At 69.4% G+C, this 18,686-nt stretch carries 20 protein-coding genes and 1 tRNA gene; 1 reads left to right on the top strand and 20 read right to left on the bottom strand.

Translation table 11 applies throughout. The annotated features are described in order from the left end of the window. Positions 1 to 79 precede the first annotated feature (79 nt). The 17 genes from GGQ89_RS01175 to GGQ89_RS01095 form a co-directional block, all read right to left on the bottom strand. On the bottom strand, positions 80 to 586 hold the full coding sequence (locus tag GGQ89_RS01175) for a DUF2793 domain-containing protein (protein WP_184103425.1): 507 nt from the start codon (positions 584 to 586) through the stop codon (positions 80 to 82). Next, complete coding sequence (locus GGQ89_RS20205; protein WP_184103422.1) at positions 586 to 2,709, bottom strand: phage tail protein; 2,124 nt, start codon at positions 2,707 to 2,709, stop codon at positions 586 to 588. The genes GGQ89_RS01175 and GGQ89_RS20205 overlap by 1 nt, the downstream gene beginning before the upstream one ends. Further along, a complete protein-coding gene (locus GGQ89_RS01165) occupies positions 2,709 to 3,077 on the bottom strand; it encodes a peptidoglycan endopeptidase (RefSeq protein WP_184103419.1) in 369 nt (122 codons plus the stop codon). The genes GGQ89_RS20205 and GGQ89_RS01165 overlap by 1 nt, the downstream gene beginning before the upstream one ends. Further along, a complete protein-coding gene (locus GGQ89_RS01160) occupies positions 3,074 to 3,880 on the bottom strand; it encodes a DUF2163 domain-containing protein (protein ID WP_184103416.1) in 807 nt (268 codons plus the stop codon). The genes GGQ89_RS01165 and GGQ89_RS01160 overlap by 4 nt, the downstream gene beginning before the upstream one ends. Continuing rightward, a complete protein-coding gene (locus tag GGQ89_RS01155; protein ID WP_184103413.1) occupies positions 3,877 to 6,150 on the bottom strand; it encodes a DUF2460 domain-containing protein in 2,274 nt (757 codons plus the stop codon). The genes GGQ89_RS01160 and GGQ89_RS01155 overlap by 4 nt, the downstream gene beginning before the upstream one ends. A 157-nt stretch (positions 6,151 to 6,307) precedes the next feature. Beyond that, positions 6,308 to 6,844 carry a tail tape measure protein gene (locus GGQ89_RS01150; protein ID WP_184103410.1) on the bottom strand — a complete coding sequence of 179 codons (537 nt, stop codon included), beginning with the start codon at positions 6,842 to 6,844 and terminating at the stop codon, positions 6,308 to 6,310. Then, positions 6,837 to 7,034: a phage tail assembly chaperone gene (locus GGQ89_RS01145; RefSeq protein ID WP_184103407.1), complete on the bottom strand. Its 198-nt coding sequence runs from the start codon at positions 7,032 to 7,034 to the stop codon at positions 6,837 to 6,839. Before GGQ89_RS01145 ends, GGQ89_RS01150 begins: the two co-directional genes overlap by 8 nt. Continuing rightward, positions 7,031 to 7,339, bottom strand: coding sequence for a gene transfer agent family protein (locus GGQ89_RS01140; protein ID WP_184103404.1), 309 nt, complete (start codon positions 7,337 to 7,339; stop codon positions 7,031 to 7,033). Before GGQ89_RS01140 ends, GGQ89_RS01145 begins: the two co-directional genes overlap by 4 nt. Continuing rightward, the gene (locus tag GGQ89_RS01135) at positions 7,336 to 7,743 is read right to left on the bottom strand and encodes a phage major tail protein, TP901-1 family (protein ID WP_076714791.1); all 408 of its coding nucleotides are present in this window, start codon (positions 7,741 to 7,743) and stop codon (positions 7,336 to 7,338) included. The genes GGQ89_RS01140 and GGQ89_RS01135 overlap by 4 nt, the downstream gene beginning before the upstream one ends. 11 nt (positions 7,744 to 7,754) lie before the next feature. After that, positions 7,755 to 8,144 (bottom strand): tail completion protein gp17, encoded by a 390-nt coding sequence (gene gp17, locus GGQ89_RS01130; protein WP_184103401.1) that lies wholly within the window; start codon positions 8,142 to 8,144, stop codon positions 7,755 to 7,757. Further along, the gene (locus tag GGQ89_RS01125) at positions 8,141 to 8,635 is read right to left on the bottom strand and encodes a head-tail connector protein (protein WP_240456559.1); all 495 of its coding nucleotides are present in this window, start codon (positions 8,633 to 8,635) and stop codon (positions 8,141 to 8,143) included. Before GGQ89_RS01125 ends, gp17 begins: the two co-directional genes overlap by 4 nt. A gap of 198 nt (positions 8,636 to 8,833) precedes the next feature. Further along, on the bottom strand, positions 8,834 to 9,832 hold the full coding sequence (locus GGQ89_RS01120) for a phage major capsid protein (RefSeq protein ID WP_184103398.1): 999 nt from the start codon (positions 9,830 to 9,832) through the stop codon (positions 8,834 to 8,836). Position 9,833: 1 nt separating this feature from the next. Beyond that, a complete protein-coding gene (locus GGQ89_RS01115) occupies positions 9,834 to 10,214 on the bottom strand; it encodes an HK97 family phage prohead protease (protein WP_184103396.1) in 381 nt (126 codons plus the stop codon). Continuing rightward, positions 10,211 to 10,516, bottom strand: coding sequence for a DUF6127 family protein (locus GGQ89_RS01110; protein ID WP_056431169.1), 306 nt, complete (start codon positions 10,514 to 10,516; stop codon positions 10,211 to 10,213). The genes GGQ89_RS01115 and GGQ89_RS01110 overlap by 4 nt, the downstream gene beginning before the upstream one ends. Continuing rightward, entirely contained in the window at positions 10,513 to 11,616 is a 1,104-nt protein-coding gene (locus tag GGQ89_RS01105; protein ID WP_184103393.1) for a phage portal protein, read from the bottom strand. The genes GGQ89_RS01110 and GGQ89_RS01105 overlap by 4 nt, the downstream gene beginning before the upstream one ends. A gap of 151 nt (positions 11,617 to 11,767) precedes the next feature. Further along, positions 11,768 to 13,078, bottom strand: coding sequence for a DNA-packaging protein (locus GGQ89_RS01100; protein WP_076714781.1), 1,311 nt, complete (start codon positions 13,076 to 13,078; stop codon positions 11,768 to 11,770). Next, the gene (locus GGQ89_RS01095) at positions 13,078 to 13,557 is read right to left on the bottom strand and encodes a hypothetical protein (protein WP_076714779.1); all 480 of its coding nucleotides are present in this window, start codon (positions 13,555 to 13,557) and stop codon (positions 13,078 to 13,080) included. Before GGQ89_RS01095 ends, GGQ89_RS01100 begins: the two co-directional genes overlap by 1 nt. Before the next feature lie 188 nt (positions 13,558 to 13,745). On the opposite strand from GGQ89_RS01095, the gene GGQ89_RS01090 reads away from it, so the two are divergent. After that, a tRNA-Val gene (locus GGQ89_RS01090) sits at positions 13,746 to 13,821 on the top strand. Between the two features lie 445 nt (positions 13,822 to 14,266). Here the strand turns inward: GGQ89_RS01090 and GGQ89_RS01085 are convergent. The 3 genes from GGQ89_RS01085 to poxB all read right to left on the bottom strand — a co-directional run bounded on the left by GGQ89_RS01085 (position 14,267) and on the right by poxB (position 18,604). Beyond that, positions 14,267 to 16,078 (bottom strand): glycoside hydrolase family 127 protein, encoded by a 1,812-nt coding sequence (locus tag GGQ89_RS01085; RefSeq protein WP_240456558.1) that lies wholly within the window; start codon positions 16,076 to 16,078, stop codon positions 14,267 to 14,269. Positions 16,079 to 16,364: 286 nt separating this feature from the next. Beyond that, a complete protein-coding gene (locus GGQ89_RS01080) occupies positions 16,365 to 16,883 on the bottom strand; it encodes an FUSC family protein (protein WP_056431185.1) in 519 nt (172 codons plus the stop codon). Further along, positions 16,880 to 18,604, bottom strand: coding sequence for a ubiquinone-dependent pyruvate dehydrogenase (gene poxB, locus GGQ89_RS01075; protein ID WP_184103387.1), 1,725 nt, complete (start codon positions 18,602 to 18,604; stop codon positions 16,880 to 16,882). The genes GGQ89_RS01080 and poxB overlap by 4 nt, the downstream gene beginning before the upstream one ends. Between the last annotated feature and the right edge of the window lie 82 nt (positions 18,605 to 18,686).

Raw genomic sequence — 18,686 nt, 5'->3', positions numbered from 1 at the left:
AAACCCACTATCGGAGCGTTGGTTTCCACGCAAGCGAACAAAAGCCCCCGACTGTGGCATTAAAAGCACAGATTTCCGGTCAGCCGGACGCCACCAGACCATGGTCGCGAAGCGTCGCGATAATCGCGTTCAGCGCAAAACGTGCTTCGAAATCAATGACTTGGCCGCCAGATGGCAGCGCGATGCCAGGTCGTTGCGCGCCAACAACTTTTTTTCCCTCGATTACCAGCGACCGGGCCGCGACACGGCCCAGCCGCCACTGATTTCCGTCCCATTCGCAGCGGCAGTCATCGGCCCGGCTCCACACCGACAATCCTACCCGCGGAACCAGGAATCGCCAGCCGCCATCGGTCCAGCCTGCCATCATTCCGGCACGGCCCGTCCAGATATCGTCCGGCCGGTCGCCGACGATCCAGGCCTGGCCGGGCGATGGAGTGGCGGGCGGCGCATTCACGCCGACCGCCTCGACGCAAGGCTGCACGACCAGGTCGAGCAGGCTCAGCGCCTCGTTGTGGGTCAGCTCCTTCTGCGCCTGTCCCGCCGCCAGCATGGGCAACATCCAGCGCGGTGTGTCGTTCGTCGTCATCATCCCTCCCCCACGATTCCGACCAGCGGCGCGGATGCACCCCAGGTCCCGATCTGCCGGATCGCCACCCGCGTTCCGTCCGCCACCGTGCCGCTCCACATAGGTGAGGTCAGTTCCTCGACCCGGTCGCCGATGGTGATGCGATAGCGCTCCGTCTCCTCGCCCAGCGGCGCATCCACCCGGTCCAGCCAGCGCCAGCCGATCCGGCTCCGCCGCGTCCAACCGATGGTGACGCGCCCGTCCGCACCGCGCCGACACCGCCAGCCGACCGGCGGAGGCGGCAGGACCGATAGGCCAGTGACTGCCGCCGACGCCTGAACACCCTCGACCGGGTCGCCCAGGCCGTGGGCCAGGAAACGCACGCTGCGGCCCAGCATCTCGATCGGCACGTCCAATGTCCGCACCGAACCGGGCGCGATCAGGACGAAGGATGCGCCGGGCGCAGCTTGTCCGATCATCGCCTCGGTTCCACGAAGCCCGCGCCGCAAGCCGCTCAATCGCCAGCGCTTGTCACCCAGCGGCCGTGCCTGGGCGAACTGGATCAGTTCGCCGTCGATCCAGGCGAGGTTGGCGCCCGCATCCAGCGCAGCATCATCGGCATCCGCCAGATCCTCGACCAGTTGCACGTCGAATCTTCCCCGACGATCGACCAGGGCGCCGCCGCCGCCGGGCGTCACCGCGCTGACCACCCCGATGATACCGGGCAGCGCCGTCGGGCCGAGCGCCGTCCAGCTTGCGCCGTCGTCGAGGCTATAGGCCAGCTCCGCCTGTCGCCAGCCGGGGCCGCCCGCCGCCACCACCGACAGGCGCGGCGCCGAGAGCAGTTCGTCGGTCAGCGGTGGCGCCTCGAACGCGATCAGCCGGGTCGCGCCGATCACTCGATCCGCCGCCCGTGCGATCCGGCCAGGCGAGGCAGGCAGGATCGGCCCGCCCTGCCCCAGCGGCACGCAGGTCAGCCGGACCGCCATCGCCTCCCACGCCGCCTCGATCACCCGCCAGCGCCCCGCCTCGCCATCGATCCGCACGATGTTGCCCGGCGTGATAGTCAGCGCCTCGGGGCCGAGCGTCACGATACGCCGCACCCGCTCCACGGCGTGGCGCGCCAGCCGATCCTGCGCCAGCGTGCGCGCGGTCGCGGCATCGAGCGCGGCGGCCAGTTCGACTCGGTCGTCCCGCACGCCACCGGGGCGACGGGCGCGCTGCACTCCGATCTGATAATCGCGCGCCGGGTCGTAATGGGCGACCGTGACGCTGCTGGGGACCACATCCTCGCCCGCCATTTCGCGCACGTTGCGACGCCCCGGTCCCTTTGCGCCCATGCCATCGTCGTGGATGACCGTCCCGGCCCCGGCACCCGGCACGGCCAGCCGTACGCCCGCCCCCTCGGCGACCCATTGCCCGCCGCTCATGTCGGCCAGCATATCCAGCACCGCGCGCACGCTGCCACCGCTCGCCGCAAAGCCCGCCACACTCATCCCCGCATCGGCGGGCCGCACCACGGGCGACAGCGCCCGCGCGATCCCGTCACAGGAGACGGGACCGGGATCGGCCTCCACCTCGAAGGTCAGTTGCGGGATACGATTGCCGAACTCGGCCAGGGCCAGCCCCTCGAACACGGCATAGGCGACACCGCGAAAGGCCGAAGCCCGCGCCCCCTCGATCGAGGCGATCAGTGGGTCGACCGGCTGGTCCTCGGTGCCAGGATAGACGCGAAAGCCGGTCGCGACCTTGAAGTCCCCCGTGCTCCCGCGCAGCAACCGGCCATCGGCCCAGATCCGCCCGACCCGCCGGATCGCCCGCCCCGACAAGGCGACCGCGAAGTTGGCGGAGTAGCTGTAGCTTTCCGTACCCGGCCGCCCCTTGCCGCTGCCGATCACGCCCCGCGCCTCGACCAGATCGGTCGCCCAGATCACCGGCCCGGCGACGCGCATCGTGCCGAAGACGGCGGGCATCTGCGTGCCATAGGTGGATGTCTGCACCGACAGTTCGGCCAGGCGCGGGCTTTGCCTGCGCGGCGGGCCAAGAACCGCATGATCGACCCGATTGCCGATCAGCGCGCCGATCGCGCCGCCCACCGGCCCTAGCAGCGCACGTCCCACCGTGCCCAAGACCAAGGTCGCCATTACCCCTCCCCCTTCCAATATCCCAGCACCGGCCAGGGCGGCGCACTCGGCCGCCAGGCGACACGGCGCAGCCCCGCATCGGCATGGACGATCCCGTCGCTCACCCGGATCGCCAGATGAAGTTGCCCCGGCCCGGCCTGCATCAGCAGCACCGCGCCCGGCTCATCCCCGCCTCGCTCGAACACGGCATCGAGCAGCGCCGCCACCCGCCCCTCGTCGCTGCTGCGCCAGCCATAACCGGTCGGCGCCTCCCGCCCCGTCGCCAGCGCGACCAGCCCGACGCAATCCAGCCCATGCACCGCGTCGCGCCCGTGCAGCCGGAAGCGCACGCCGACCAGCGCCCGCGCCGCCGCCTCCACACCGTTCATGCGCCGGGATAGCGGGTGAGCAGGTCGATGCCGGGCAGGAACGGCTCGCCACGAAAATTGACGACATTGCCGAAGCGCGACAGGCAGGTTTCGAGCCGCTTGTCACACCCCTCGACCAGTTCGATCAGCGCGCCCGGCGCGACTGCGAAGGCAGATGCGGCGGACAGCCACAGCCGATTCCCCTCGGACCGCGCCACCATGGCTTCCAATCCGGCATTGTCGCCGCCGAACCAGATCAGCCGCCCCTGGCCATAGGCGTTGGCGACCGGCTCGGCGGCGTCGAGGGTCAGCGCGACTTCGCCGTCCCAGGCCGTCACCCGCACGAACCGCCGCCGCCCCGCCATCGCCACGCGGCACCGCCGGTCGCCCAGCGAGGCGCGGCAATCGGGCGATGTTTCCTCCGCCACCGGCCGGTCGAGCGATGCCGCCACCCCGCGCAATTCGGCGGTGAAGCCGCCCTCGCCCAGTTGGACCGCGCCGATCGTTCCCTGTCCCAGCGGCACAGGCGCTGCCTCGCCGGTCCAGTCGACCGCGATCGCCGCCACGCTCGCCCCGTCCCAACGGCCGCTCAGCAGATCACGCTCGCCGATCGCCGCGCTGGTCAGCGCCCCCGACGCCTCCATCAGATCGGGGGCGAGGCCGTCGCCGCGCAGGATCGCACTGGGCGTCAGGCCGGGCGCGGCACGGTAGCGCAGCCCCTCGATCCACAGGTCATGGTCGTGGCCCGTCAGCCCGATCGTCACTCCGTCGCGCCGGTCGATCCGCCAGCACAGCACCCATGTCGTCAGCGTATCGGCGCTCATGCCTCCCGCACCTCGACCAGCGGGACAGACGCCGCCGCGCCCGCGCGGAACCCGGCCAGCGTCGCGCTCAACCGATCCTCGGCAAAGCGGACGGGCACGTCGAAGATGAAGCTGGCGGTGATCGCCGCGCCCTTGGCAGGCGCGGTGTCGAACAGCAGCCAGCCGCCCGACTCCAGTCCGAAGCCGGTGACGCTGAGGCCTGCGACCTTCACAGAGACACTGCCCGCCACCGGTCGGGTGATACGGCGCGACTGGCCACCATAATGTCGGACCAGCGCAAAGCGGCGGGTGGTGCCGTCGCCGATGCCGATCACCTCGTCGGTGCCGCTGCTGTCGAAGGGATCGCGGAGGCGGAAGCCCCGCGCCGGTCCCATCCGCGCCCGGAAAAAGCCGAGCAGCGCGGCAATGTCCTCGGCCGAGCGGATGCCGGGTCCGACATCATAGGTCGTCCGCGCCTCCGCCCAGGCCGCATTGCGTGCCTCGCGCCCGCCCGCGCTGGTCAGGATCGCGGTGGAGAAGCCCGGCGTCACCTCCGCCTCGCGCCCCAGCGCCAGCGGGAACAGCACATCGTCGAAAGCCTGCACCTCGTCCTCCTCCCCTTCCCAGCACACAAATCCGTCGCGCATCACCTGCGGCATCGCCCACAGGTGCGTCGCAGCCACGCCCCGCTCGCGCGCCACCTGCGCGGCGTCGGCGATGCGACCCCATTGGTCCCGCTGATCGCCGCGCAGCACGAAGCCCGACAGGTAATGCTGGCGCGCAGGCGGGTAGCCGAGCCGTGCCTCGGCCAGCGCGACGCCCTTCCGGGTCGAGGCGGTGTCGCCCGCCGTCACCCAATCATAATCCTCCAGCTGAAGCACTTCGAAGGCCGGGCTCGCCCAGCCGATCGGCATGTTGGCGCGGCTAGCCTCGGGCGCGAGCGGGTCGAGCACGGTTGGCAGATAGGTGAGCAGATGCGTGACGCAGCCCGGCGCCGCCGCCTTTGCCGCCGCGCACAACGCCGCCGTCGAGGCCGCAAGCCACGCCCCCGCGCGGTCCAGGGTGTCGCGTTGCGCCTGGCTCTTCGCACCCGCGATGCTTGCCATCGGCACCGGTGCGAAGGCCGCCACCGCAGCCGCGTCGTACAGGCATGGCGCACCGTCCGAGGGACGCACCCACCACCAGGGTTCGCCGACCTGGAATTGCGGGGCGAGCCCGGCCGCTTGGCCGATCGCCAGAAAGGCCTGCGCCACCGCCTGGAGATAGGCCATCGCGCCGGAATGCGCCGGGCTGAGCAGCGTGGACGGCGGCTCCCATCCGGTCAGCGCGGGCGCGCCATCGGCCGAACGCTGTTTCCAGTCGCCCCAGCAATGCGCGTCGAACAGTTCGTAGGATAGCGACCAGATCAGGTCGTATCCCAGTGCCTTGGCCTCGCCCGCGAAACCCCGATGCCATGCCGCACAGGCCATGTTGAGCACGCCGCCGATCAGGCTGGCGTAAAGACCGTCCCCGCTGCGTTCCAGCCGGAAATAATGGCTCATGCCGACATAATGGACGATGCCGCCGCGATAGCCGAGGTGCAGCATGTTGCGCAGCAAACGCTGCGGCGTCAGGTGATAGCTGTCGTCATAACCGCTGGCGATGCGGAACCCCTGTTCGGGCATGACGCCTGCGCCGACCCCGATCACCGCGCCCGGTCCGTCACAGGCGATGCCGGTCAACTCGACCCAGCCCTCGTGCGGCTGCGCCAGCAGGGTCGCGCCCGCATCATAATCGGGGGCGACCAGCGAGACGAACATCCGGTCGACATCCCCCGCCCAGACGGGATCGCGATCTTGCGGAAATCGGAACCCGCCCGCAAGGTCCGCGAAGTCGATCACGACCTCCGCATCCTCCGGCGTGCCGGTCGCGTAATTCCACAGCCGGACATACCAGGCACGGGCCTTGCCGCTCTCGTCGCGCCCCTCAATGGTCAGCGTCGGCCCATGCCGCGCATCCAGCGGCTTGATCCCGCCCGAGCGCCAGCGGAACTGCAACCGGCAGTCGCGATAGTCGCGCACCGTGTCGTAGCGCAGCAGCGGATGGTCGTGCCGGTCGGCCGATTCCCAGATCAGCCCCGCCAGATCGTCGGCACGGTAGAATACGGCGTCGATCCGCAGCGCGTCCGGTGCGGTCGCGACCACCGCTGCCATCATCGGGCGCGGAAAATCGACCGTCCAGTAACGCGGGTCGAAGCGCGACAGCGTGTCGCTCCGCTGGTCGCGGCGTTCGCTATGCAGGCACCATTGCATCGTTCATCCCCCAAATCCGGCCCCTCCACCACCGGGCTGACGCCCGGCGGTCCCCCTCCCCAAGCGTAGCTCGGGGAGGAATGGGTCTCTCAAATCCTCCCCATCTCCGATGGGGAGGGGGACCGCGCCCGAAGGGCGTGGTGGAGGGGCATGGCCCTCAATCCTCCGCCAGCGCCGCGCGCACCGCCCGCGCCACCTGTCGGCTGGAGCGTTGCAGCACGCCCGCCGCCTCGCCCGCCCCGGCGTTGATCGTGATCGCCACCCGCACGTCGCGCGGGGAACCACCGGGGCGCAGCGTCTCGACCCGCCCGCTGTTCGTCGGCACGAACACCTCCGGCCCGCGCTCACCGATCAGATAGGGGCGGTCGGGCGATACCGGCCCGCCGGTCGCCCGCCCCGGCAGGCCCGAGGCGAGGCCGCCCAACAGGCCGAGCAACCCGCCGTCGCTGAGTGCGCCCACACCCTGTTTCAGCGCCATGCGCGCGATCTGGTCGAGCACCGACAGCGCCGTCGCCTTCAGTTCCTCGAAACCGAACTTGCCGGTCCGCGCGGCGCGCAGCAGCGCCCCCTCGACCGAGCGCGCGCCGATCTCCGCCGCATCGGCCAGCCCGCGCGACAGTTCGGCGCGCATCGACCCCATGTCCGCCATGAAGCCCCGCATATCGATGCGGGGTGCGAAATCCTGCTCATCCATCCGGATACATCTCCCGCAAGCGGGCGAGGGTGGCGGGGGAGGGCGGATCGCCACCCTCCGCTCCGCCTGTCATCGCCGCCACGATTCCCTGAAGCTCGGCCGGGGTGGCGCGCCAGAAGCGGTCGGGCGACCAGCCCAGCACCGCACCCGCCATCCCCGCCAGCCGCGCCGCCGCCTCGGCAAAGGTCATCGGCCGCCCAGTATCTGACGCAGCAATTGCCGCAGTATGGGTGCCAGCGCCGCCAGACCCAGATCGACCAGCGCCTCGCCCAGCTGTTCGCGGCTCAGCCCCTCGGGCACTTCGCGCAGGCAATGCCAGATCAGCGTAGCCGCCTCCCCCAGCGAGAGTTTGCCCTCGCCCGCCCGCTCGACCAGCTCGAACAACGGCCCCAACTCGCCCTCCGCCGCGACCAGCGCCTGGAAGCTCGGCCGCACGACCAGCTCAGCACCCCCGACCCGGACACTCGCCTCGCCGCGCATCGGATTCGCGCTCATGCCGACACCACTGGGCCGGAGCTTTCCAGCGCCAGCGTATAAGTCCGCTCGCCACCGAAATCGCCGCTATAGTCGAGGCGCGTGACCAAGAACCGCCCGGTCATCGACCCGCCGCTTTCGAAGCTCAGCCGATAGGTTTCGATCGTGCCTGCCAGCGCATGGCCGCGCATCCGCGCCTCCGCCGCCGATCCGGTGAACACGCCGGCGCCCGCCACGCTGACATGCCGCACGCCAGCGCCCGACAGCAATTCGCGCCAGCCGCCCGAATCCTTGCTCGTCACCACCACCGTCTCGCCGTTGATCGACAGCTGCGTGGTGCGCAGTCCCGCCATCGTCGCGAAGGCGGGCGGCTCCGCCCCGTCGCCGATCTTGAGCAGAAAGGCGCTTCCCTTTTCGATTGCCATGTCCCGTCCCCCTATTGTCCCGTGCGCCACAGCCGGGCGCGCCATTCGACGCTCGCGGTCCAGCGCGCGCCCGTCTTCGCCATGCGGGTCGCGGTCACGCTCAGCCCCGCCACCCGCCATCCGTCCGCCAGGATCTCCGGCAATCCGATCGCCTCCACCGCCTGGACGCAGGCGCGCAGCCGTCGGGGCTGTTCGCCCTCATCGGTCAGGGTCAGCGCGACGCGCAGCTCGCGCCCCTCGATTCCCGCCGCGCCCCAATCGCTATCGCTCGGCTCGCCCAGCACGGCTTGCGGCACGCTCGCCCGCACCGGCACCGCATCGAACAGGGCCACCCCCAGCGGCGTCAGCGCGGGGCGGAGCGCGGTCATCAGCCCGGCGCGCAGTGCCTCCCGCGCGGTCATGCCCGCCTCGGCCCGTCGAGCCGCATCCGCCGATAGGGCCGCCAGAGTGCGGCAACGGCGGCAGGCGGCACGGCGGCGGCATCGCGATTGTCGAACAGATGCGCCCCCATGATCGCCACGCCATGTGCGATCTCGGGCGGCAGGCTGTCCCAAGCCTCGGCCAGGCCTGCACGATAGCGCACCGTCGCGGCCTCCTGCATGCGAACCCAGCCGCGCCCGTCCCGGTCGATCGCGTTTTCCCCGCCGGACAGGATCGTCACGACCGGCGTCGCCGCCAACGCCTGCCACGCTACCGATCCCGGCATCGGCTCCTCGACCAACCGCTGAATCAGCATCTGCCCGCAAAAGGATTCGGCCAGTCCCAGCGCAACGCCCGCTACGCGCTCGACCAGCGCCGCTTCATTGCCCTCTTCCAGCCGAAGCAATGCGCGCACCGCGCCCGCCGCCGCCGTCACGGTCGCAAGGGGCATGGCCTCCTTCGTCCCGCTCATCATGAATTCTCCTTCACCGATACAAGTTGCGACAAGCTCGACACACGGGCGTCACAGTTGGCGCGCAGAGAGTCCGACAGCCGCTGCCCGCCTCCCCCTTGGGCACCGGCCATGCCGACCCCGCGCCCCCCGGCCGGTTCGGCATCCTCCCTGAACTACGGGGCAGCCCTTTGTCGGCTGCCCCGATTTTTCAGAGACTTAGGCCGTCGCGAACTTCATCAGCTTGATCGCCTCCGAGTCGCTGACGCAGCCGCCGACTCGCCGCGTGGCGTAGAAGGTGACGAACGGCTTGTTGCTGTACGGATCGCGCAGGATCGCGGTCTCGGCGCGTTCGGTGATCAGATAGCCCGCCTGGAAATTGCCGAAGGCGATGGCGCAGGCATCCTGCGCGACATCGGGCATATCCTCCGCCTCGACGACCGGATAGCCGAGCAGCGTGGCGGGCTGCCCCGCCACCAGACCGGGCGCCCAGAGGAACTGCCCGTCCGTCGTCTTCAGCTTGCGGATGCGGGCCGAAGTGGCCGCATTCATCACGAAACAGGCCCCCTGTCGGTATGGTGCACGTAGCAGCTGGACAAGCTCGATCAGCCGATCCTCCCCGCCAGCCATGAACGCACCCGACGCGCCGCTCGGGATATATTGCAGCGTGCCGAAGGGGCGTACCCCGTCCTTGGCGGTCGAGATCGGGTTGGTCAGGAAGCCCTTGGGCCGGTTGACGCCCGAACCGTTGACGAAGGCCTGCCCCTCCGCGCGGCCGAACTCGGTCGCGATCTCGCTGGCCAGCCAGCCTTCGACATCGAAGGCCGCATCGTCGAGCATCGCCTGGCTGGCCGAGGGATTGGCGTAGAGCTCGCCCATCGGCGGCGCGAGTTCGACGAAGCTAGGCGTCGCCGTTTCGGGCCGCGCCGCCGTCTCGCTCGCCCAGCCCGAAGGCGTGCCGCCGGTGGTCACCAGCTTGCGATAGCCCGCCGAGCCGACCGTCACGACATTGGCGATACTGCGGATCGGCGAGACGTTGCGCAGCACCGATCCGATCGCCGCGTCGATTTCACGCGGCACGGCGAAACCGCCGCTGTCGCCGGTGGTGCCGGTAAAGGCCTTCAGCTCGACGGTGGTGCCGCTGCGCACATAGCCGTCGAACGCGCCGTTCGTCTTGGCCGCCGCGCCGTCCAGCACGGGTCGTTCGATCACGTCCATATCAGTCCCCCTTGGTCAAAATGTGAGTCACGCGGGCGAGCGGCTGCATCGGCACCGTCACCAGGCTGATCTCGATGAGCTCGGCCGACAGGATGGCGCGGGCCGCGCCCTGATGGACGACACGCGGCCGGTATCCGACCGACAGGCCCGCCACCGCGCCCGAGCGGACCAGCGCGGCGAGTGCCGGGTCGTCGACCACGCCCTCGACCGCCAGGCCGCTATCGTCCTCGGTGAGCGCGGTGATGCGGCCCATCGCCTCGCCCCGATGCTGCCAGAGCAGCGGCACGTCGCCCGCCCCCGCGAACGCCCCGCGCCGCATGACGTCGCCCGCCCGGTCCATCCGGTCCCAGATCGCGGCATAGCCGGTGAAGGAAAGGCTCATTTCAGCCAGTCCTCCATCCCCAGCCGCATCGCGATTCCTGCCAGCAGCAGCGCGCCGAGCAGTCGGGTCAGCCAGCCGACCGCGCTCTTCCACACCGACGACTTCGCCTCGCGCCAGGCGGTCAGCAGTTCGCGCAGTTCGGCGACATCCTCTGCGGCGTCGGCATCGGCGAGGCCCAGCCGGGTCAGCGCCCGCGTCGCGCCCAGCTCGCCCGCTTCCTCCGCCACCGCGCGCAGCGTCACCAGGTCCGCACCGCTATCCGCCGCCTGCGCCAACAGCCGCGCCAAAACGTCCCCGCTCATGACAGGCCGACCATCTGGCGCTTCTCCGCCGGATCGAGGAAGTCGGCGCTCGCCGCCATCTGCCACAGCATCTGGCGTTCCTCGGCCAGCGCGGTGACGCGGTTGATGTCGACCGACAGGCTCGCGCCCTCGAACCAGCCCGCCAGTCCCTGCGCCAGGCCGCTCAGGACTCCGCCTGCCAGCGGCAGGATCGCCTGTCGCCACAAGGCACGGTTCGCCTCGCGATAATTGGCATAGGTGTTGTCGCCGGGCAGGCCGAGCAGCATCGGCGGCACCCCGAAGGCCAGCGCGATCTCGCGCGCCGCCGATGACTTGGCCGCGATGAAGTCCAGCTCGGCCGGGGTCAGGCTCATCGCCTGCCACTTCAATCCGCCCTCCAGCAGCAGCGGACGCCCGGCATTGCCGCTGCCCGCAAAGCCCTCCATCTCGGCGCGCAACCGCTCGAACTGGTCCGGGGTCAGCGTCGAACCGTCACCCGGATCATAGACCAAAGCCCCTGACGGCCGCGCCGCATTGTCGAGCAGCGCCCGGTTCCAGGCGGCGGCCGCATTGTGGATCGCGATCGCCCCCGCCGCCGCGCCCAGACAGCCCAGCCCGTAATGATCGTCGAGCGGGTGGCAGCTTTTCAGATGCACCACCGACGGCTTCACCGGATCGACCGGCAAGGTCGTCACGCGACCGCCCGCGCGATAGAGATAGGCGGCGGGCCAGCCGCTGGCGTCCAGCTCCATCGTCACCCGCTCGGGGCGCAGCGCGAACAGCTCGGCCACCTCGCCCCCGGCATCGCGCAGAATCTGCACATAGGCATTGCCGTGCAGCAGCATGTGCGTCGCCACCGTCTCCAGCAGCGCCTGCCCCTCGCTGCGCGCCGCGACCAAAGCGACCAGTTCGGGATGCGAAGCGGTCAGCGGCGCATCGGCCAGTCCGCCTGCGACCATCCGCACCGCCCGCTGCGCCACCGGATTGCGCAGATACCCCTCGCGCACCTGCGTCTCATAGGACGGCGCGGCACCGGTCAACGGCACCCCCGACCGCGCCAAACCCAGCCCGAGCAAAGGACGCGCGGCCCCCCGCCCGGTCTTGCGACCGAACATCCTCATCGTCGAATCTCCCTTAGCTCCTCCCCGGCACGGGGAGGTGGCAGCGCGCAGCGCTGACGGAGGGGGGCTTCCACACGGGTCGCCCTTTGCGGCACGCCCCCTCCACCACCGCTTCGCGGCAGTCCCCCTCCCCGTTCCGGGGAGGATCAGCTCATAAATTCCGTATCCCCGGCGCCCCGCGCCCCGACAGCATCAGCTCGGTCAGTGCCCAGACCAGCGCATCCGCCCGGTCCGGCGAGCGGCCGGGCCCGTCATAGGCCCCCGCCACCCCCAGCCCGCACAGCTCATCCTCCAGCGCGGGGAAGCCTCGCGAATGCCACACCCTACCTTGCGCATAGAGGAACGACACCGGCTCCGCCCGCGCGGCCTTTCCGATCGAGGCATAGACCAGATGCACCGGCAGGGTCGGATCGGCGAGCCGCAGCACGCTTTCCACCATGTCGCCACCCTGGTTGCGCTCGGCCACCACCCGGTCCGCGCGGTTGCGCCGGGCACAGCCTGCTACCCGCGCGGCCCAGCCCTCCGGCGAAAGCCCGGCCTCGCTGGCATCCTCCAGCACATAGCCATGCCCGTCGCGCCCCAGCCCGACCGCCACGATCCCGCAGGCATCGCCGCTGCTGGTCGCGGGCGGATCGACGCCGACCACGACCCGATCGAGCGCGGGCACCGTCTTGGCCCGCTGCCGGTCGAGCAGCGCGCGGGTCCACAAGGCCCCCTCGCGGTCGTCGACCATCTCGCCGTCCAGCTCCTGTCGCCCCAGCCGCGTGTCGCCATATTGCGCCAGCATCGCGTCCTGAAAACTGTCGGGCAGATGCGCATTGTCGCTGGTCCGCCCGATCGTCTCGACGCAATCGGGCAGCGCCATGACCTTGCGCATCAAGGGCGTCGCGCGCGGCGTGGTCGTGACCAGTACACGCGGCCGCTCGCCAAGCCGGAGCGTCATCATCAGATTGTCCCATCCGGCCTCCCCCTTCCACTTGCCCAGTTCGTCGCACCACGCCGCATGATGCTGCGGCCCGCGCAGCGCCTCGGGCGCGGCGGCCGAATAGGCGAAGCCGATCGCGCCGGACGCGAAATGCACCTGCCCCAGACTGCCGATCCACTTCGGCGTCTCGCCCTTGCGCGCCACCGCCAGCAGTCCGCTTTCGCCGCGCACCATCACGCGCTCGACATCGCGCAAGGTCGCCCCCATCAGCGCGATCCGCGCCCCCGGATGCTCGCGGGCGAGCGCACTCACCCACTCCGCCCCCGCACGCGTCTTGCCGAAACCACGCCCGGCGCGGATCAGCCACACCCGCCAGTCGCCCGGCGGCGCCACCTGTCCGTCATGCGCCCATAATTCCCATCGCTCGACCAGTTCGCGCTTCTGCGCAGGGCTCAGCGCGGCCAGCGCCTGTTCGCGCGCACCCGGCTCCAGCATCGCCAGCGTGGCGAGCCGCGTCGCCGCATCCTGTCCCGCCATCACGCCATCCCCTTCAACCGCCGACGCGCCAGCCCATCGAGCGCGCGTTCCAGCGCCGCATCGGTCTCGGCCGAGTCGGCCCGTGCCGCTTCGCTCGCGCCGTCACCGGCCTTGGCCAGCGCATCGCGGCGTGCGAGCAGCTTCAGATAGAATTGCACCTCGGTGGCGCTGAGCGGCGGGGTGATGGAGAGGCCGGTGGTCCCCGCACCGGCCTCTCCGCCCTCCTCCCCGTCCTCGGCCGCCAACAGGGTCAGCATCCGGCGCAGCAGCCCTTCCTCGACCAGCGCATGCGCCGCGCCGATCGCTTCATCCCAGGCCTCGCCAAAGGCCCGGTCGCGCGCCCGCAAAGTGCGTGCAGCCCGCAGCGTCTCTCCCACCGCGCGTGCTGCCGCCCCCGCATCGGCGCTGACCGCCAGCGCCGCCAGGAATTGCCGTCGCCGCGCCAGCGTCCACCGCGCGCCCTCCCCCGTTCCGGCCATCCCCGCTCCCCCCGAAACACCGAGCGCGAACCCGACCGCTTCCCCGATCGCATCCGCCCCTCGATGTTCCCGTTATGTACCGATAACAGTCGGGTTTGTATCCAACAAACGAACCAGATGGGTTTACCGCATAAAAGCGGCTTGCCAGACGCCAAGCGCATCGGCATTAGGCAGGGCTTCCCGAGAGGGGGCGATTAGCTCAGTTGGTAGAGCGTCTCGTTTACACCGAGAATGTCGGCGGTTCGAGCCCGTCATCGCCCACCATTCCGACATCACTCTATAGCCCCACCCCGGCGAAGGCCTGGGTCCACTTGCCACGCGATCGGTGGAGCGCCGAGAGAGATTATGTTCGCGCGGAGGCGCGGAGGACGCGGAGGTGTCTCGCATGGGGCAGCTCTCGACCTTGATGACCTGAAATGGCCCCCCTCCCCTTCAGGGGAGGGGCCGGGGGTGGGGCGCTTCCGCAAGCGCGGCGTTCGTGGAAAGGCCCCACCCCAACCCCTCCCCTGAAGGGGAGGGGCTCTCATAGACTCAGCGTAATGTCATCCTGCTCTGCCTCTCTCCATCATGTGCTGATGGAGCTGCGCCGTCGCCAATCCGATACCCTCTCTGCGTCCTCCGCGCCTCCGCGCGAACAAATCTTCTGGGATCAACCGCGGTGACAGGGCAACTGGACCCCGGCCTTCGCCGGGGTGGTCTTAGTCCGCAATCAGGCCAGCTTCCAATATGTCGCGTAACGCTCATGCGCGATGCGATGATACGGGACCAGCCGCACCTTCTGGCCGTCCGCCGCCGGGATGGTGAACTCCAGCGGCTTGCCGGTCGCGCTGATCGTCTTCGCCAGGGCATCGGGCTCACCCGATAGCGTCGGGGCCTGGAACGGCGTGTCGTTATACTCGCCGTACTTCCGCTCGCTGACGATGATGTCCGCACCCGGCGCCAGCCCCTCGCGACCCAGTGCGCCCGCCAGCACCAGCGGGCCATAGGTGAAGGCGACGATCTCCGGCGCGGCGGGGGCGCTCTCGACGGCGGGTTCCATGACCATACGCCATTCGACCGTGTCGCCGGTCTTCCAGGTCCGGGTCAGTTCCGCATAGCTTCCCGGCTTGTCGGAGCGCTGCACCTCCGCGCCGTTGACCAGCAGGGTCGCGGTGCGGCTCCATTTCGGGTGGCGCAGCTTCAGGGTCAGTTCGGTCGGCTGGCGCAGTTTCCAGCGGAACTGGGTGTTGCCCGCCTCGGGGAAGTTCGTCGCCTGGGTCAGCGACGCCCCCTTGTCGGCCCAGGTCACAGTCGAGGGAATGAACAGGTTCACGTACAGCGCCCGGTCGTCATGGAAGTAGATCGAGTCGCAATACTTCACATGATTTTCCATGCCCGTGCCGGTGCAGCACCAGAAGCTGTCCTCGGGCGTGTGATAGAGCTTCATGTACCCCGGCCGCGCACCCTGGAAATAGGTCGCCATGCCCGAGTCCGGGTCCTGCGAGGCGAGGATGCCATTGTAGAGCGTCCGCTCGTAATAATCGGCATATTCCGCCTGCGGGTCGCGCAGGAACAGCGCGCGGGTCAGCTTCAGCATATTGTGCTGGCAGCATGTCTCCGATCCCTTGGCGGAGAAGACATGCTTGTCGAAGTCCGCCATGGCGAAGAAATGCTCGCCATCGCCATGCCCGCCGGTGGCAAAGGCGCGGGTATGCGCGACCGTCCGCCAGAAAAAGGCGGCGGCGTTGTGATAGGCATCATCGCCATTCGCCTCATAGACGCGCTGGAAACCGATGATCTTCGGAATCTGGGTGTTGGCGTGCATCCCGTCGAGATAGTCGCGGCCCTGGCCCAGCGGCTTCATCACCGCCTTTTGCGAGAAGCGTTCGGCCAGACGGCGATAGTCCTCGTTGCCGGTCATGAAATACAGATCGGCATACACCTCGTTCATGCCGCCATATTCGGTCTCCAGCATCGTCTCGAACTGGGCATCCGACAGCGGCTTGGTGGCGACGACGCCCCAATCGGCCAGCCGGATCAGCACCGGCCGCGCCGCCTCGCTCCCCGCGAGCTGCACCGCATCGCGCAGGCCCGCATAGACCTTGTGCAGCGTGTACCAGGGCACACCGGTGATCGGCTCGCCACGCAGATGCGCCGCGACCAGCGCCGGCCCCTTCGGAAAGGCGCAGACCAGGCCGGTGCCCGCCGCCTGCTGGCACGCGGCCAGTTCATTCGCGATATAGTCGATGCGCTGGCGGTAGCGCTTGTCCTTGGTCGCGCGGTACGCCAGCGCACAGGCCGAGAGATAATGGCCCAGCGTATGGCCATGGCAGTTGATGTCAGCCCACTGCGCCTCCGACTCCCAGCCGCCATAGACCGGCGCCTTGGGCTTCAATCCGGCATTGGTGCGGAAATTCGCGAGCAACCGGTCGGGCTGCAGGCGCATCAGATACGCCTCGGTCATCTTCTGCGCATGGAGGAAGGGACTGTCCGCCAGCGTGACGTCGGCCATGTCGAAGGGCTGCACCGCGTTAGCAGGCATGGGGGCCGCCATGGATGCCATCGGCTTGAGGCCATTCTGCGCCCAGGCCGAAGCGGGCATCGCCGCCCCCCATCCTGTCGCCAGCGCAGCCGTGCTGGCCGTGGCAAGGACTTGACGCCGCGACGGGGCGGGACAGCATGAAGGCACCGATCTTCTCCGACTAATCTTATTTTATGCCAGTGTGCGTTGCGCCACCCGAATCCGCAAATGTTTTCGTATGTGCACGCAAATGGCGTTGTTGGAGGCCGATCGATCTGGTTTATTTGTCCGACAGGTTAGGCCTGGTTCAGCCGGTTCGGCGGAACAGCAATCGCTCGAAGCCCCAGTGCAGGATCGCCCCGATCGCGACGCCCAGCATGACTTCCTGCGCCCGCGCCAGCGCGGCGGTCAGGATCGTGCCCCCCGGCGGCACGGTCAGCAGGACGATGACCGAGGTCCACATGCACACCCGCAATTCGGTGCGAATCCGCGCAATGGCGGCGGTGACTCCGACCGCCACCGCCAGCATCGCGACCGCCCCGGCATCGGGCATGGCAAAGGCGACGAGCAGCGCCACCGCCACCCCGATCAGCGTCGCGACGATCCGCCAGGTGAGCGAGCGATGCGTGTCGCCCAGCCGGTCCTGCGAGACGACGAGCGCGGAGACGCTAGCCCAGACCGGATGGTCGAGGTGCAGCCGGTCGGCGATGCTGAGCGCCAGCACCGCTGCGCCGGTACAGCGCGCGACGAAGGCGATGGTGCGCACCGTCTCCTCGCGCGACACATGCGCCGTCACCCAGTCGCGCAGGAGCGGCGGCGGCGTCACCGGAAGAGATTGGCCCGCGCCAGTTCCAACACCTCGTCGCCACGCCCGCTCAGGACCGCGCGCGCGGCATAGAGGCTGAACCCCTTGATCTGCTCGGCCTGGATCTTGGGCGGCATGATCAGTTCCTGCGTCTCGGTCACGACATCGACCAGTGCCGGGCCGTCATGCGCGAACGCTTCGCGCAACGCGCCCTCCAGCGCGTCAGAACGGGTGACGCGCACCCCGAAATAGCCCATCTCGCGCGCGATCGCGCCGAAGTCCGGGTTCTGGAGCGACACATTGTCGTCGACATAGCCCGCCGCCTTCTGCTCCAGCGCGACGAAGCCGAGCGTCGAATTGTTGAAGACTACGATCTTGACCGGCAGCTTCATCTGCACGGCGGTCAGCATGTCGCCCATCAACATGGTCAGTCCGCCGTCCCCCGACATCGACACGACCTGCCGCCCCGGATAGGCCCCCTGCACGCCCAGCGCCTGCGGCAGGGCATTGGCCATCGATCCGTGGTTGAAAGAGCCGATGATCCGACGCCGACCGTTCATCGTCAGATAGCGCGCCGCCCAGACGGCGGGCGTGCCGACATCGGCAGTGAAGACGGCATCCTCATCGGCGAGCCGGTCGATGGTGCGCGCGACGAATTGCGGATGCAGCGGCTTGTCGCCGTCTCGCGGGGTGGCGAGGTCGTCCAGCCCCTTGCGCGCGTCGCGGTAATGCGCCCGCGCCTTGTCCAGGAAACGCCCGTCGCGCTCGCCCGCGATCAGCGGGATCAGGCCGCGCGCCACCTCGGCCACGTCGCCCACCACGCCCAGGTCCAGCGGCACCCGCCGCCCCAATGCGCCCGGGTCGCGATCGACCTGCACCACCTTCGCCTTTTCGGGATAGAAGTTGCGATAGGGGAAATCGGTGCCCAGCATCAGCAGCGTGTCGCACTCCATCATCGCGTGATAGCCCGACGAAAAGCCGATCAGCCCGGTCATGCCGACATCATAGGGGTTGTCGTATTCGATCCATTCCTTGCCCCGGTATGCATGGACGATCGGGGCCTTCAACGCTTCGGCCAGCGCCACGACCTCGGCATGGGCCCCCGCCGTGCCCGCGCCGCACAGCAGCGTCACCGCCTTCGATTCGTTGAGCAGGTCGGCGATCTTGCCCAGCTCCGCCTGCGGCGGCACGAGGCGCGGCGTGGCCAGCGGCGGAAAGGCGACGCTGCGCGTCTCGGGCGCGGGCTTCAGCGCGACATCGCCGGGGATGACCAGCACCGCCACGCCGCGCTTGCCGATGGCGGTGCGGATCGCGCGGTGGAGCAGTTCGGGCATCTGGCGCGGGTCCTGCACCATCTCGCAGAAATGGCTGCATTCGCGGAACAGCTCGGTGGGATGGGTTTCCTGGAAATAGTTCAGGCCGATCTCGCTCGACGGGATATGCGCCGCGATCGCCAGCACCGGCACATGGTTGCGGTGGCAGTCGAACAGTCCGTTGATCAGATGGAGATTGCCCGGCCCGCAGCTGCCCGCGCAGACCGCCAGCCTGTCGGTCGCCGCCGCTTCCGCCCCCGCCGCAAAGGCGCCCGCTTCCTCGTTGCGGACATGCATCCATTGGATCTTGCCCGACTTGCGGAGCGAGTCGTTGAACGCGTTCAGGCTGTCGCCCGTCACGCCCCAGATCCGCTCGACGCCCGCCTCGACCAGCGTGCGGTTCAAAAGATCGGCGATCGTCTCGGCCATGGTTCGTCTTTCCCTTGCTGTGGACGGGGCCGGTGCCCGTCATGCTGCAAGAGCGAAACGATCCGGGGTGCGAATGGCTTCG

This window comes from Sphingomonas yabuuchiae (genome assembly GCF_014199595.1).
Classification (GTDB): Bacteria; Pseudomonadota; Alphaproteobacteria; order Sphingomonadales; family Sphingomonadaceae; genus Sphingomonas; species Sphingomonas yabuuchiae.
The sequence above is the reverse complement of the archived record's forward strand: the minus strand, read 5'-3'. Positions and strand labels throughout refer to the sequence as shown.